The sequence below is a fragment of the Alicyclobacillus sp. TC genome (assembly GCF_016804365.1).
GTDB lineage: Bacteria > Bacillota > Bacilli > Alicyclobacillales > Alicyclobacillaceae > Alicyclobacillus_I > Alicyclobacillus_I tolerans.
Map to the genome: position 1 here is coordinate 1476725 of NZ_CP044434.1, position 15110 is coordinate 1491834.

Here is a 15110-nt window from a genome sequence, read left to right on the forward strand (position 1 = left end):
AATTCATGACTACGGTACTGAGCCTCATCGATAACAATGAGAATCATAAGCGATACATTCTTTCTACAGTTTCCTAATCATACGACAGCCACAAACCCCTGCCTTCAGATAGGTCAGGGGCTGTGGAATCTAGTAGCTATTTTTCTATTTCAAAATATACCTTATCTAAATGTCAATTTCCTGATCCTGAACCGTAGGTTGTAGCTGTGGTAGTTCCATCACTGTTGTGAATTTCCATTATCAACTCTTTTGTATAATGAATTTCAGATTTCTGTAAACGTAAAATAGATTCATCGAGTACAGGTAAGGCATTATGATAGGGATGTTTGGACCAGTTGTCGAGCGACTCATTTTTATTCAATTTTGCGATTTTTGCATCGATGGAAGTCAATCTTTTTTGATCTTTATCATGATCGCGAATCGCCTTGGCAAGTAGTCCTTTCTGGTGTGGATGGTGCTCATATTCTATGACTAACTTCCATGCGTCTTCATTTAATTTCAATACATTCAGACGTTTTTTTTCTAAACGTTTTAACTCTGCATTTTTCTGGGTTGTGGATAATGTCATTTTGGGAAGATTGCCTTTTTGTTGGACAAGATTTTGTTCAGACGCATAAAGTGCTGAAATTTGTGCACTGATATCTTGAATTGTAGCAAGAAGTTGCGCAGGATTTCCTGACGGGACATTCTCTGTGTTCACTTGGCTAAGTAATTGGGTTTCTATATTTTGATTTTCTTGGTATTTTTGTGCAAACGATGCATTCGATGTATCTGCAAACACCATTGAACTTGCCATTGACATGGTCACGAGTAAAGTGCCCAAACTGAGCATAAACTTAGTTCTTTTTTTCATTTTGATTCCTCCTATACAGGTGTAAGATAGAAAACATGTAAAATTCATTTCTTGTATCAAAAGATAGACAATCCATATGTCAACTGTATGTCAATCAGCTCACTCCAAAATTATTTTTCTATTACTCGCAAACATAAAGCGGAAAACGCAAAGTAAATATAGTACCAACACCAACCGTCGATTGAACCTCAATAGTTCCTTGCATTTTTTCGACTAAATATTTAACAATCGTCAAACCTAAACCAGTTCTCGCAACTGAAGAAGTTCGTGAAACAGACCCAGTAAAAAATCGCTCCCAAATGTGATCAAGCATCTCTTCAGGAATACCTTCCCCCGAATCTGAAATGCAAACTTGCAATTTTTCGTTTTCTATAGAATTGATGATTTCAATTTTGCCTTGTGAAGTGTGACGTATGGCATTATCCAATAAATTAAAGAGGATTTGTGTTAGCCGTTCAGGATCCCCCAAATTTCAATATCCTCAGGAGTTTCAACCATGCGAAACTCAAGATTTTTTTGTTCAATACGCGCACGGATTCGATGAATAACATCCTCAACAAGAGGTGTCCAGGAAACTGCATGACAATTTAAAGTTAAATGACCTGTCTCAATTGCAGACAAATCTAACATACTATTTAAAATATTATTGAGTCGATTTAATTCTTTATAAATAATTTCAAGATATTTTCTTTGATCAGTAGCTGGAATAACACCTTCTAATATGCCTTGAACAAATCCGCGAACTGAGGTTAGCGGAGTTCTAATTTCATGCGAAACATTGGCGATGAGATCTTTACGCATTTCTTCTAATTTTGATAGTTTTACTGCCATTTGATTAAAAGTTATGGCTAGCTGCCCTACTTCATCATTTCCTTGCACGGGAACTCTTTGATTAAAATTTCCCTGACCAATAAATTGAACAGCTTGTGTAATTTTCAATAGCGGATGGGAAAATTTTCTTGAAAAATAATACAGAATACCTATCGTTATTATTAAAATAGGTATAGCAATGAGAACAATAATTTGGGTCACTTGATTGGCTTGAAGACTTTGAATGGGCGTATGCAGGAATAAGGCTCCTATAATAACTCCCTGTTCTCGAATAGGCAGCCCTATGGTGAACATGGACTCTCGATTCACTTTACTAAAAGGACCTACAATCTGTATGATTTGTCCATTGACTACTTTTTTAACCGCAGATGTGTTGTAAATATCACGATTCCGAATCAGTTGGCGAGATAATTGCTGAATTTTTCTTAAATCATTGCCTTGATTCAAAAGAAGCAAATTAATGGTTACATCATCTCGTTGTTTCAATCTGGCCAATTGTTTTTTGAATCGTAAATTTGATTGTGGTATCTGATTGGCCCTTTCAATTTCAGGCAGAAGAATCTCAGCATCACGATGAAGTACAACAAAACGTTGTTCGACAAGGTAATGACGAATCTCCATATTGATAACAAAAGATAACAATGTAAAAGCAAGGAAAATAACACTCATGTATACAACAAGAATTCTACGAAACATAGAAGTCAGCATGACTTGTCCCCCACCTCAAATTTGTAACCAATACCACGTACTGTAGAAATTTGATAATGAGGATTGCTAGGAATTTTTTTGCGAAGACGTTTTACAAGTACATCAACTGCACGATCTTCACCTAAAAAATCGATACCCCAAACTAAATCGATTAATTGTTGCCTGGTTAATACTTGATTGGGATGTTGAGTCAAAATAGATATAAGTTGATACTCTCGTGGACTGAGTTCTAGTTTTTTATCTTTGATATAAACTTCATGTGCTTGGTTATCGATCTTAAAATCATGGTAACGTACTGTGCTTAACTGTATTTGCATTTGTGACAAATAAGAGCGACGAAGTAAAGAAACCACTCTAGCCGTCAGTTCATTGGGATCAAAAGGCTTAACAATATAATCATCTGCCCCCAACTTGAAACCTTCTAATTTGTCAGACATTTCCCCTCTTGCCGTGACCATTAAAACAGGGACAGGATGATTCTTCTGTATGATTTGGCATAATTCCCAACCATCCATTTCCGGCATCATCAAATCCAATACCACAATGTGGATAGTCTCTGTTTGTAATTTCGAAAGTGCTGAATTTCCATTATGAGCTGTACTGACTTGAAATCCTTGATTCTGCAAGTACATCCGGATTAGATCGATAATATTCGGATCATCATCAACAACCAATACTCTAAAATCATTTGCGCAAAAGGTTTTCATCCACATATCCCTCAATTATTGACAGCGTAAAAAATTTAATTTTTTATTCTGCATCACAGAGACTTGCTCCTCTTTTGAATTAGATATCTACTTTGATAAGCATTAGAAAGATAAACAAAAAAACGCCGCAAGTTTTCGAAGTGTCCACTTCGGCGTTGAGAAATTTTCTATAATTTATTTTAGATACGAATCTGATGTCTTCATGCTTGTTTTTGTGTTGAAACAGTAGAATTGCTCATTTGTCCAGAACGATGAGGACGTAACAGAACCAAGCCACATATAAATGCGATGGCATAGAATAAAATAAAGAATTGAAAACCTTTATCCGTTGAATTTACCAGGGCGCTTTTGATATTTGTACTTAAAACGCCTGCCGTGCCAAGAAACGCTTGCGACGCAACAGAGGGTGGCACACTGACCTCTGCAACAACTAACGCCAATGTCAGTGACAATGACATCCCAACATTTCGAAACGTATAAAACATACCTGAAGCAGCACCGGTCTGTTCCCGAGGCGCAGATGAAAGCACGGCCTTTGTAAGCGCCGGCCACCCTAGACCATTAGCAGTAGACATCAAAAGTTGTGGAAGAATGATTGCCATTACACTCAATTGCGGGCCTAGACTGCCTAGGAAATACACTCCAAGCCCCAAAAAGAACACCCCTACAAGCACCAACCGTGCCGGCCCAAAACGATCAGCCGCTGCCCCACCTAATGGTCCCATCACAAGCTGAGGTGCGGATAACGGAATCAACAACAAACCTGCTGACAAGGGACTTAAACGCAACGCACCCTGCAAATACAACGTTAACAGAAACGTTGTTGCAAAGTAACCAATCGAGTAACTGAATGTAACGCCAAGTCCTGCTGAGTAATGACGATGTTTGACTAGCGAGAGATTAAATAGAGGCGCTTTCACACGTAATTCTATCCAAACAAACGATATGAAAAGTACCAGCGTCAAAACAAATAACCCAAGAGTGCGCAGCGATAACCAACCCCAGGACTGTCCTTCGGAAAGTGACACAAGCAATCCTACAAGCCCTAGACCAAACGTGATCATACCAAGCCAATCTGATTTGACCTGTTGCTTAGGTGACACATCCGCACGAAGTACGATCATAGCGGCAATCATGCCTATGATGGCAAATGGAATGGTTACAAAAAAAATAGAGCGCCAGCCAAAAGCGTTTATCAGCGCGCCACCTGCAACAGGTCCTACGATAGAGCCTATTACCCAAGAAGTGGAATTAATCCCAACGCCTTACCAAGTTCATTAGCAGGAAACGCTTTAACAATGATGGGTGTGGCAGTGGCTAGAGCTAATGCAGCTCCTGTTCCCTGAATAAAACGATATACAATGAGTGCACTTCCAGAATTCGCAATACCACATAAAAACGTGGCCACTGTGAAAATTGCAAGACCAGCTATAAATATTTTTTTAGTACCTATGAGGTCCGACCATCTACCTGCAGGAAGAAGAAAAACCGTACTGGTGATAATGTACGACGTAATCGTCCAAAGTCCAGTTACAACTGAAATATGGAGACCAGACATAAGCCGGGGCAAACCAATAACGACAATTGTGGCATCCACATTCGTTATAAACGAAACTAAAGTAACAGCTGCAAGTATAGACCACTTCAATCTTATATCTGATTGCGCCACAAAACACCATCCTTTCAAATGGAAAGACATTTACTTATAGTAACTTGAGCGGTCTAGGTTTGACAATAGATGATTTGTACATGACTATGGCCTTGAAAATGTCATTTAAAATTCTTACATGATTGAATAAAACGCCAAAATATTTTTGATTTTCAACACAATCCAACAAACCGGAACATATGTTTGCATCCAAAGAATATTATGCTATGCTTAGGATTAGAATGTACGCATGAATGGAGTTTTGTAGCGATGGATATTAGCAAACGTCAGAAAGAAATACTTGATTTTATAGAAAAATGTATAGAAGAAAATGGATATCCGCCATCCGTTCGAGAAATCGGAGAGGCAGTAGGACTCGCTTCTAGTTCAACCGTCCACGGTCATTTAGAACGGTTAAGCCAAAAAGGATATCTACGAAGAGATCCAACTAAACCTCGTGCAATCGAATTATTAAAGAAGCATACTCAAATCGCGAAAAAAACTTCAGCAAATTGGGAATCGTCTTCTGCAATTTACTATGCTCCCATTATTGGAAAAGTAACCGCTGGTAAACCCATCACAGCTGTAGAGCATATAGAGGGTTATTTCCCTTTGCCAGATACGTATCATTCTCCTGAACAAATTTTTTTACTTAAGGTTCAAGGTGACAGCATGATTGAAGCTGGTATTATGGATGGAGACTTACTTTTTATTCGCCAACAGTCAACTGCTCAAAACGGTGATATTGTCGTAGCAATTACGGATGATGAAGAAGCAACTGTAAAAAGATTTTTTAGAGAAATGAACAGAATTCGACTTCAACCAGAAAACTCTTCGCTACAACCCCTTTATTTCAATCATGTAAATATTTTAGGAAAAGTAATTGGGTTATATCGTTCTCTTTCATGACTTTATATTTTATGAACAATAAAATATAAACTACGATTTACTTCTACATCATATAGAAAAGCCACTTATTCGATTAAAAATCAAGATAACTTTTTTGATATTCGACTGTTTGAGTTATATGATTTTTCAGAAAGAATACTGAAGCAAGTTTAGAACTTTATATAAAGTATTTTCATAACTCATAAACATGAATGAATAAAAGTCTGAAAACCGTTTAAAATCACATCATAGAATGGGCAGCAAATTTATAAAACTAGGACAGCATGCTGCCCATATCCTACATACAAAAGTTAGCCCAATAAGCCAGATGTCTGACTCAGCGCACTTCCCAGCTGATTGACTGGATTGGAGCTACTTCCTGAGGAACTTAGACTACTACTCAACTGGTTTGCTCCCTGACTTAATGCGCTTCCCAGCTGATTGACTGGATTGGAGCTACTTCCTGAGGAACTTAGACTACTACTCAACTGGTTTGCTCCCTGACTTAATGCACTTCCCAGCTGATTGACTGGATTGGAGCTACTTCCTGAGGAACTCAAACTACTCAACTGGTTTGCTCCTTGACTTAATGCACTTCCCAGCGAGTTCCCAAGTTGTTGAGACCCTTGGCCTAAAGCATTTGTCAAAGAGCTTGTTAGATTAGAAAGTGTACTTTGTACACTGGAAAGTGGATTAGCGACTCCAGGTATTGATTTCATATTCCATACTAGAACATTCCCGGTTGTATCACCATGTATCCATAAGTCCAGAAAAACCTTGTTTTATCAGGGTTTTCTGGACTTTTTATGTTCAGAGGTTTTGCTCAGTTTGGAACAAATTCGTTACTTTTTCGTTACTCATTCGTTACCGTGATCTCGTTCATACACTTCATAGTTGTGCAGCTGTTCCTTCATCTCTGTGATCCACGATGCGTCCAGCCGACTCCCTTTTCTCGACTCATCACCTAACCCAAAGTACGTCTGCACCGTCCACGGCGGCAAATAGACGTCTTCTGCATCGATACGGATATACTGATCACTTACGCTTCCATTGGATTTCGGTGAAAAATCACCACAGGTTTGCCCATACTCAGCATCCGCGCCCGTCCATTGCCGTTGTGCCTGACAAATCGTTCTTCCCTGTTCTTCCACAAGAAAACGGCACGCCCCACAATCTCCGCAAGTTCGTTTACGTATGTCAGCATTTGCTCTCAGAATATAGGCATCCTTGCGTTCCATGAGCCGCAAGGCACCGTTTTGAAGCAAAGACCGGATCAACGTGCGTTCCGTGAGAATGTTCCACTCTACAGGCGGCTCATCCGAAAACTCCATCTCTTCCCATTCTTCCTGTTCCTCTTCACTTGCCCACGGCGGGGGAACCGTATTGTCGTGAATCACCGCAGGCCCGTATAAAATCTGCGAACGCTGTCCCCACATTGTACAGTTTTGATGCAAAGGTTTCACAATATGGTAGCGAAAAAAGAATTGCGTGTCTTCTCTTTCATCTCCTGAATACACTGCGCCATACAACCAGGAAATCAGCCCTGTAATGGAATGACACTCCACAGGCGGCTCCTCGCCAAACTGGGCAATCAGTTCCCACTCCGCCAGTCTATCCTCTTCCAGCGGCCTAAAAAAATGCTTCTGCCAACGGTTGAATCTCTCTTCCACAGGTATCGTCAATCTCATCCGCCTCCGTTTCTATGCAACGAATATTACGCAATATCTGAAATATCGCGGATACGGCTTCTTCCGGTGCACTTCTCATCAACAGGTACAAGTAGTGCGGGTGTGGACGAACGTCCCAAAGATACGGTTGCACAAGTTCATACGTGAACGCCCGCACTCTTTCCCCGTCTTCCGTGACCACCTGCACAGGAATCCGTCGATAAAACCACGGCGCTCCCTCTCGGCGATCCAGACGCTTTTGCATCGCTGGCGTGACTTCCCACAGCACACCGTAGACTTCTTCCCTTGGCTTTCGTTCAATGTTGGCGATGCCGCCTTTGCGACTTGCCGAATAGCCATTGAAGCGAAGCCGATAACCGCTCAAAACTCCTAGTCCGTACCTGGAAGCGCCAGGACAGGTCCGTGCAAAATCCGTTTCATCCATGCAACTGCCATACGCAAAGTACAACATATGATCCACCTCCCATTCTCATATATTCTATTTTCTGGAATTTATGATACAGGATGTGGAAATCATTGTCAAGCCCTTCCGCGTACCCATAATTGTGTCGACAAGAGACGCAAACGATCCGAACCTAGCGTATCAAGATACTGACGAAATCTCTTTTCTCTATCCTCAGAAAGGGTGTTCATCTCCGGTCCTGTATCATGGGCAAAGAGTTTAGGCAAGCGCTCTGCACCAGGCATGTGTTTTCTCAGATAGGCCGATTGCAGAATGGTGGCGTGCGCCAATTGGATTTGACGCTGTAAAATGACGGGATCATGCGTGGAATTGGGATAGCGAAACTCTACGGTGGGCACACCGGCATGGGCTTGCTTATGCGTACTGATCATGTAATAACGATCTCCGATTCGATTTCGGTATTCGCCAATGATTTTTTTGGAGGCTTCCACAGCCGTATCGGTACGGCGCAATCTTTGCAAGTGAGGCAAGTGGAGCGGTCGAGTGTAGTTTATCCCACGATGATTGGCAGGCCTGCCTTCCGAGTGCCGCGCCGCACCCATCTGATAGTAGCAGCTTTGAAATCCTGCAACCGTTCGCGCCAAACGCTGCCAGCGATACCCGCGATCATCCAACTTGTCGTTTCCGATATGAATATGCAGACCGGTATGGTTCGTTTGTCGAAGTGCTCCAGACTCATGGAGGATTTGCATCATGGTTCCGATCTTTCTCCAGTTTTCCGGCGTATCCCGAAGTACGGGGGAAACCAGTTCCACAGCTGGTTCTTCCAAACTGCCATCTCGTGTAGGATTCCAGTAGCCCTCTGTTCCACGGCTGTGATACCCACGAAGCATCGGTACATCCGTGATCCCTTCCGCCTTCAATCGTTGTAGCGTTCGCTGAAACGCTCCTCTATCTGCGAATTCCACTTCCAATTCAAAGCCAAACGTGGTATCCGATCCATCCAGTACCTGTTCGGTTTCAAAGGAACCTGCGCCAGACATCGCTCGTGCTTTCAAGTCTTGCCATGCGGCGTCGTTCTCGCTCATCAAGATACCATCATGTTGGTGCCTTTCATGCCACTGTTGCAAGGCTGTGTCACGTTCCTGCTCTACAGCCATCTCTTCATTGACAATCCTTTGCATGAGCATTGGAGCGCCTTCCACTCGATGTCCTACCACGCTGTCTACCGAAGGCGCTGTCTCGGTTTCTGTATGACGACCCAAAACATTGTAGGCCCGCATGTGTCGACACGGCGTTCCAGCAGGTTGGTTTCGATGAAACGCATAGGCTGAACAACTGCAACTGACCGCATGTTCCCCTGTATGATCGGCTACCACGACATAATCTTCATTCGTGCCCGAATGAGCAATGAGCATGCCATCTTCAAACTGTTCAAACCAAATCTCTGTCTGTCCTGCGTTGCGCCTAGAGTTGGCGTCTTCCATGTCTACCGTACCCGTTTGAACAGGAATGATTTCTTGTCTGTGCACTCGCGCCAAAAACCGCGTCCTGGCCGCTTCCACAGCACGGTTTCGCATCCCGACTGGCTCTCCGCGCAGCCTTGCCCACGAAGTTCTTGCTCGATCTGCCATCTCGCTGGTCATAAGGACCTGTAGATAGGACCGTACATTCCGATCACAAACTGGCCCCGTTCCTCTGGAGACCGAGACCTGATTAGACAAACCCCTGTGACATACGGCACAAATCGTCATGAAAAACCCCTCCTTCCCCAGGGAAAGAGGGGGCGGCAAGTGTCTACGTTAATCAAGTGGGCGTTTTCCAGAATTTCGTGGAAATTTGAAAGTGAGAGTCTCCCTATCCCTTTTGTCATGGGTTTGGGCTAACAGAAAGGAGAATGCCTCTAGAAAGTCAAGACTACACGAGATTGAGCTGAAAGACCAGAAGCAGTTTACTTCGATACGACATAAAACCTATCTGACCAACTGGCTCTGCTGGATATGATGAAGATGACCAAGAGGGGGTTCTTGGCACTGGCGTTGCCAGTTCCGGTAAAGCACGGCTGTAGAATAGGTTCGGTCATGGTTTGATCAGCAGGGAGAACCCACTGAAAATGTTTTTGTCCCTGCATTATCATAAACGGATAGTCCACGATTTTCTAATCGTCAGTTTATGGCTGCTACGAAGAAGAAGTTGCAGTTTCTGTTGCAAATGAGGCTACGAGTCACCTATGCGATGGAATTATCGAATAAGAAAATGCGCGTGGCCAAGAGCAATACGAACGTTGGAAGAAGGGTAAATTGGTATTGAAGAAAAAAGACCGTTACGAGAATATACAAAAGAGTGGGATATAGCAGGAGCAACAGTAAATATGACTGAATATTAAAACTTTTTATTTCTATTTTCAGGGGCATCCATTATATTGACATTATATGAAGTTATCCATAAAATAGAGTAAATTTCTATATATTTTAAATATTTGGAGGTGTTGAGGTGAAAACTATTTTAAAAAAATTTGTAGGCGGAGTATTTGCTCTATCTACTATGATAGGCATTAATATTCCATCTGCATATGCTAGTACTTCACAACTTAATGCTGTTGGAAATAAACAATCATTTTCAGTCAATGGGAATGCAATATATGTTCAAAAGATGTCTAATGGAAACCCTTTTGATAACGTAGTAAGAGTAACTGTAAACGGGCAGACTACTACTGTAACATACAATAAGATTACTAAAACAATGACCGTTCTAAATTCAAATAATACACAACAAACTTTTAATTTGACAGACTTAAATTCTGGGTTAGCTACTAAAAAAAGCACTGCTATTAGTCCCAATTACATCTCTGAGCGGGTTTCAGAACAGTGGTGGGGAGATTATGCTCAAGACAGCATTTTTAGCGGTTCTACCCAGTATTGGATGGTTGCGATTAACTCTAACAATACATCTTATGCGTACTGGTCGGGAGCTGAAACCAGCAACAACTCAAGCGTTCTAAATAATTATTGGAATGCTGTTTCTGCTACAGAAAAATCAGAATATGCATTTTATGCAGCTACAGGTTTAAGTGCATCTAGTGCATTAGTTTCGGTTATTACCTCTGAAACTGGCGTAGGTGCTATCGTTGGTGTAGTCGTCGCCGCGGGATTTGCAATTGGAGCAGCATACGAAGCTGCTCAAGCGTGGACTAATCACCACACAGACGTTGTAGATTTTTATCAAATTCCTGGAGCCTAATCTATATTAGGTATTGAACAAGGTGGGGCGCATATATTTTAAAGGTGCCCCTCTTAAATTTAATGCCGGATAGGTGATTACTAGTGAGTGTAGGAATGCTCATATCGATTATTTTATGGGTTATAATTTTGCTTTTATTTATTCTCATTTTAATAAAAAGTGTCAGCCGAATTATACGTAATATATCTTTATTAGGAATATTCATATGTTTAATAATTATTTGTGAGTTTATTTACTTTAGTTTCTAATATGTAAATTTTAGGCTCTTTTCGTAAATATTGTTGCTTTCAACAAGACACTTGTTCATAGAAGGCATAGCACTGATAGAAAGGGTTATGCCTTCTGTTTTCCAAGTGAAAATCCGTCAAACAATCGCCCACCGAAAGGTTCTAACACTTTGTTCGTGAGTTGCACTATTTCATCCTTGTCTCCTGTTTGATAAAAGGTCGTAAAAGCATGAATGAACTCACTCGCAAACACTTCGTCGTATTCCTTTAATGTCCGCACAATCTATTTGGAAGCCCCGATCCACTGATGATGTGTTCTCAAAAAGAACTCTTGTATGGCTTCCGCCAATGTGTTGGCGATGAACAAATCTTCATCCGACCTGAGAGAACCAATAAAATCATCCAATGTATCGGTTAGCATATATCGCTTCATTGCAACAGTCTCCGATGACCATGGAGCGGGACCGTTTTTAAGAAGTTGTCCCGCTTCGGATTTGATTTTATCGATGATTCCTGAGTCCTTTAAGACAATTCCTTCATGTACCATTCTCGGTAGAGAAGGACGTGCTCGTTTACAATCGCTCTCAAAGAAATCCCTATAGGACTTCAGATTGTGAACAAACACTTCAATTGCCCACCCGTATTGAAATAATGATTCTCGATATGCAGAACTGATACTGTCGTCGAAAACAACAATGTCGAGGTCAGAAGTATCTGTCGCTTCGCCTCTTACAACGCTCCCAGCCAATACTGCCGCTCGGCAACTTGGGAAATGGGATTGAATAAAGTGCTTTGCAGCCTCAATTGCATCCACCTCTACTCGTTTCCTCCTAACTTAGACCGCACGCAGAAACTCAACCGTAACAGCGTTGGACCGTCTTGACATATCTCGAAGGATAGATCGCTTCGCTTCGTATGGCGACAGGTTTTTGTATCGCTCTAAGAAGCGGAACCAGAACAGGTAGTTGTCCAGATACTTGGTGGCAACCCCCTGAAACCTCTCCATCCACTTCTTTAATCGTTTGTGATATGCGTTTACGTGCTGAACGTGGTAGATTCCCTTTCGAACATACACGCCTTTACGTACATTGATTACTTCGTGATGAAGCCCCTTCATCCTTGCAAACGCCATGTAATTCTTTGCGGAGTCGGTACAAAGCAGGGAACCTGGAGCAAGGCGTGAACCCAATACAGCATCGATTTCAGTCGCCGTGATTCGACCACGACCAGCATTTTGAGCAACAACGTCGCCATCTCGATCTAAGGCGACCACAACACATACCTGTTCCTTGCTGATACCCCGTTTCTTCGCAACACCGCCACGTTTTCGTGGCTTTCGGAAGGTCACAGGCTTTCGACCCTTGTGGGATTCCAAGAAGAAGGTTTCATCCGATTCAACGATGCCATTCAGGGCATCATGACCAAGCGAGCGAAGGGCGTACAGAACCTTATGACGCCAATAGAACGCCGTCGATACGTGTATGTGGAGCACCATAGCGATTTTGGGCAACGTCAGACCTTCCAGCATGTACTCGATGAATTTTAGCCATTTATCAGGGTATCGTGTTCCTGCAATAGGACTTGCAGTTGTATCATTGAACGACTTCCCGCAGTCCTTGCACAGATACCTTTGACGACTACGGTAGGTGCCGTTGCGTTTAACCGTCTTGCTCCCACAATGAACACAAGCCAATCCCGAACTGAATCGACTGTCACGAATTTCTTCCGCAACCTTGTCCAACTTTAACCGAGGTTCAGGGAAAAGCGTGTCCTTAATGGCTTCAAACAGGGCGAGTTTTTCGCCTTGGCTCAATTCATCAAAGTCTTCGTACAGGTCCTTCCAACCCATTGAAACCGCTCCTCGGACGAGATTTGTCGAACATTATACATTATTGTCCAATGAGCAACAATCTATACGAAAAGAGCTAAATTTTATTATAAACACTAAGTGTAAGAATCAACCCGAGTACAACTCAGAGAAATGGTAACCAAGAGATAATCTTCTAAGTAATTCTTTTAAAATGGGGTATTTAGAAATACACTCATAACTGCTGATAGCTCGAATAGTCTGAATATGAAATTTATATAGAATAAGATCTAACCCAGCGAACTTTTTTCCATTAGATAAAACATAAGAAGATATGCCGTTAGTCACACCTCTTTTCTAATTCTTGGCGTTACTGGATCCTTCCAAACCCCAGCTACGCTCTCAATCCTTCTATGACTACGTTTTTCCTTCGGAGCTAAAATCCCTACGCCTTCAAACTGCAATGCAAAAATCTTCCACATTCCACCTAGTGTACGTTGGGCCTTGAGTTTCCATTCTTCACACCAGCGACGCACTTGTTGTTAACTCATCCCAAATTGAGCCACTAATTCGGCAGTCCCCAAAAAATCTTCCGATGAAGTAATGCTCTTAACATTGATTGTTATATGCTTGCCCTTTTTTTGCAACCTCAAGGTTTTCACGCATTAACTGTCTAATCGTGCTTAACATTGTCCCAACGATTTCACGAAGCAATTCTTCATCTAAAATCACTTTCTGGATTTTCACGAAGAATGCTCAACAATTTTTATGCAGTTCCAAATTCGGAAAGTCTATATCGTCCCTTCTAGCTTGAACGCCAGACATGTGTATCCCCTCCCTACAGGAATTCTACAGCCTGGATCGCTCATTGCAACATTTCGCTCATATGTCACGAAACATTCATTATTTATGAACCAAAACGCATAGTATGTATACCTATCTTAAAAAAACCTTTATGAACCCAGAAAAAATGGCCTAAACCACTCCTCTATTTGATCTCGTTACTGAAGTGAGCATTTTTGTTTTCTTCATGCGTGTTCATCACGTGACTTCAGAATCGCAAGCTGTTCTTCGTACGTTTGAGCCGGTTTTAGTTCAGTCATAACAATCCTTGCCAAACAAAATAAATCGGCTCACCCTGGTCCGCATCGTTGAGAGGCGTGGTGAGCTCTGTTCGTATCAGAATAAGACTTAGAAATTCAAAGTGCAACGAGAGCGAAGGCTTAGACTTCTTTCAACGCTTTGGCCGCCATCCGATAGATAAGAACCATACCCCCACCATCACCAGCAACAAAAGCCAAAATCCAACGCGCGTTTGAAACGTCAAAAACCGTCCCATGCGAGGATATGCCAGAAGCAACAAAGAGCCTACCAGATAGACAAAAATAGAAGCATTTCGCTTACTGACTCTCGTCCGCGCCGCGACACGGCGTTGATGATACAAAATCTGCAACATCTGCTCCCGGTATCCCAACCACATCTCGGCATAGTCCGGCTGGAAGTCTGCCGCATCGCGCGTCATCGTAGCCAGCGTTAAAAGCACCTCCACATCCCGTTCTCTGGCGGCGCGAACCAAGGCCTCAGCAGGGGTTAAACTCTTTTGCCTCCACGTCTCGGATACTTCGCCAAACAACGCCCGCACCGCTTTTCGTTTCGCCAACTTGGCGACCTCATCCACAGCCACTTCCAACCGCCCTGTCGCTTTCAAGGAGTGAACCGCAATCGGGATCGCCTCATCCAGAATCGCTGTCGTCATTTGCTGTTGGTACTTTTCATACGCCCCATGCAGGCTTTTCACACGAAACCACCAAAAGCCAACAGCGCCCCCCGCAAACGGAGCAAGCGCAGGTTGTTCCACGCCTATAGAAAGAAAAGCGGCCACCAAGATCCCCATGAAAGCAGAAACTAAAATCGCGTTTCTCACCGACACGCCTGCAATCCTGGCTTCTCGCCACCATTCTGCTGTCCAGGCTCGCCCCACATCCCGAAGCCTGACCTCACTTTGAAAGGATTGTTGCCAAATCGCCCTTTGTCTCGCTTTCGCCAAATCTTTGTCCACAAAAGCCAAGAGCGCTGAAAAAAACAGCAAAAACGCAATCCACTGCGCCAT

Annotated in this window: 12 protein-coding genes and 2 pseudogenes; 2 read left to right on the top strand and 12 right to left on the bottom strand. The window is 42.6% G+C overall.

From position 1 onward, the window contains the following. Nucleotides 1–172 precede the first annotated feature (172 nt). The 5 genes and pseudogenes from FY534_RS07250 to FY534_RS07270 all read right to left on the bottom strand — a co-directional run bounded on the left by FY534_RS07250 (nt 173) and on the right by FY534_RS07270 (nt 4798). Complete coding sequence (locus FY534_RS07250; RefSeq protein ID WP_072873097.1) at nt 173–853, bottom strand: hypothetical protein; 681 nt, start codon at nt 851–853, stop codon at nt 173–175. 121 nt (nt 854–974) lie between these two features. After that, nucleotides 975–1322 carry a sensor histidine kinase gene (locus FY534_RS07255; protein ID WP_203114130.1) on the bottom strand — a complete coding sequence of 116 codons (348 nt, stop codon included), beginning with the start codon at nt 1320–1322 and terminating at the stop codon, nt 975–977. Then, nucleotides 1301–2392: a sensor histidine kinase gene (locus FY534_RS07260; protein ID WP_203114131.1), complete on the bottom strand. Its 1092-nt coding sequence runs from the start codon at nt 2390–2392 to the stop codon at nt 1301–1303. The genes FY534_RS07255 and FY534_RS07260 overlap by 22 nt, the downstream gene beginning before the upstream one ends. Next, nucleotides 2386–3099: a response regulator transcription factor gene (locus tag FY534_RS07265; RefSeq protein WP_203114132.1), complete on the bottom strand. Its 714-nt coding sequence runs from the start codon at nt 3097–3099 to the stop codon at nt 2386–2388. Before FY534_RS07265 ends, FY534_RS07260 begins: the two co-directional genes overlap by 7 nt. Before the next feature lie 200 nt (nt 3100–3299). Continuing rightward, a pseudogene (locus FY534_RS07270) lies at nt 3300–4798 on the bottom strand (DHA2 family efflux MFS transporter permease subunit). 219 nt (nt 4799–5017) lie between these two features. Here FY534_RS07270 and lexA point away from each other — a divergent pair. After that, entirely contained in the window at nt 5018–5656 is a 639-nt protein-coding gene (gene lexA / locus FY534_RS07275) for a transcriptional repressor LexA (RefSeq protein ID WP_072873093.1), read from the top strand. Between the two features lie 836 nt (nt 5657–6492). Here lexA and FY534_RS07280 read toward each other — a convergent pair. The 3 genes from FY534_RS07280 to FY534_RS07290 form a co-directional block, all read right to left on the bottom strand. After that, nucleotides 6493–7317 (bottom strand): hypothetical protein, encoded by an 825-nt coding sequence (locus tag FY534_RS07280; RefSeq protein WP_203114133.1) that lies wholly within the window; start codon nt 7315–7317, stop codon nt 6493–6495. After that, nucleotides 7265–7774, bottom strand: a complete 510-nt coding sequence (locus tag FY534_RS07285; protein WP_203114134.1) for a gamma-glutamylcyclotransferase family protein — start codon at nt 7772–7774, stop codon at nt 7265–7267. The genes FY534_RS07280 and FY534_RS07285 overlap by 53 nt, the downstream gene beginning before the upstream one ends. 68 nt (nt 7775–7842) lie before the next feature. Further along, the gene (locus FY534_RS07290; RefSeq protein ID WP_203114135.1) at nt 7843–9480 is read right to left on the bottom strand and encodes an amidoligase family protein; all 1638 of its coding nucleotides are present in this window, start codon (nt 9478–9480) and stop codon (nt 7843–7845) included. A 739-nt stretch (nt 9481–10219) separates the two neighbouring features. Between FY534_RS07290 and FY534_RS07295 the strand changes: the two genes are divergently transcribed. Then, complete coding sequence (locus FY534_RS07295) at nt 10220–10966, top strand: geobacillin-26 family protein (RefSeq protein ID WP_072875116.1); 747 nt, start codon at nt 10220–10222, stop codon at nt 10964–10966. Between the two features lie 333 nt (nt 10967–11299). On the opposite strand, the pseudogene FY534_RS07300 reads toward FY534_RS07295, so the two are convergent. The 4 genes and pseudogenes from FY534_RS07300 to FY534_RS07315 all read right to left on the bottom strand — a co-directional run bounded on the left by FY534_RS07300 (nt 11300) and on the right by FY534_RS07315 (nt 15110). Then, nucleotides 11300–12007, bottom strand: a pseudogene (locus FY534_RS07300) (nucleotidyltransferase domain-containing protein). A 21-nt stretch (nt 12008–12028) separates the two neighbouring features. Beyond that, nucleotides 12029–13042: an IS1595-like element ISAlis1 family transposase gene (locus FY534_RS07305; RefSeq protein ID WP_072875115.1), complete on the bottom strand. Its 1014-nt coding sequence runs from the start codon at nt 13040–13042 to the stop codon at nt 12029–12031. A gap of 567 nt (nt 13043–13609) precedes the next feature. Beyond that, nucleotides 13610–13747: a hypothetical protein gene (locus FY534_RS07310; protein WP_165612025.1), complete on the bottom strand. Its 138-nt coding sequence runs from the start codon at nt 13745–13747 to the stop codon at nt 13610–13612. 487 nt (nt 13748–14234) lie between these two features. Continuing rightward, on the bottom strand, nt 14235–15110 hold the full coding sequence (locus tag FY534_RS07315; RefSeq protein WP_203114136.1) for a hypothetical protein: 876 nt from the start codon (nt 15108–15110) through the stop codon (nt 14235–14237).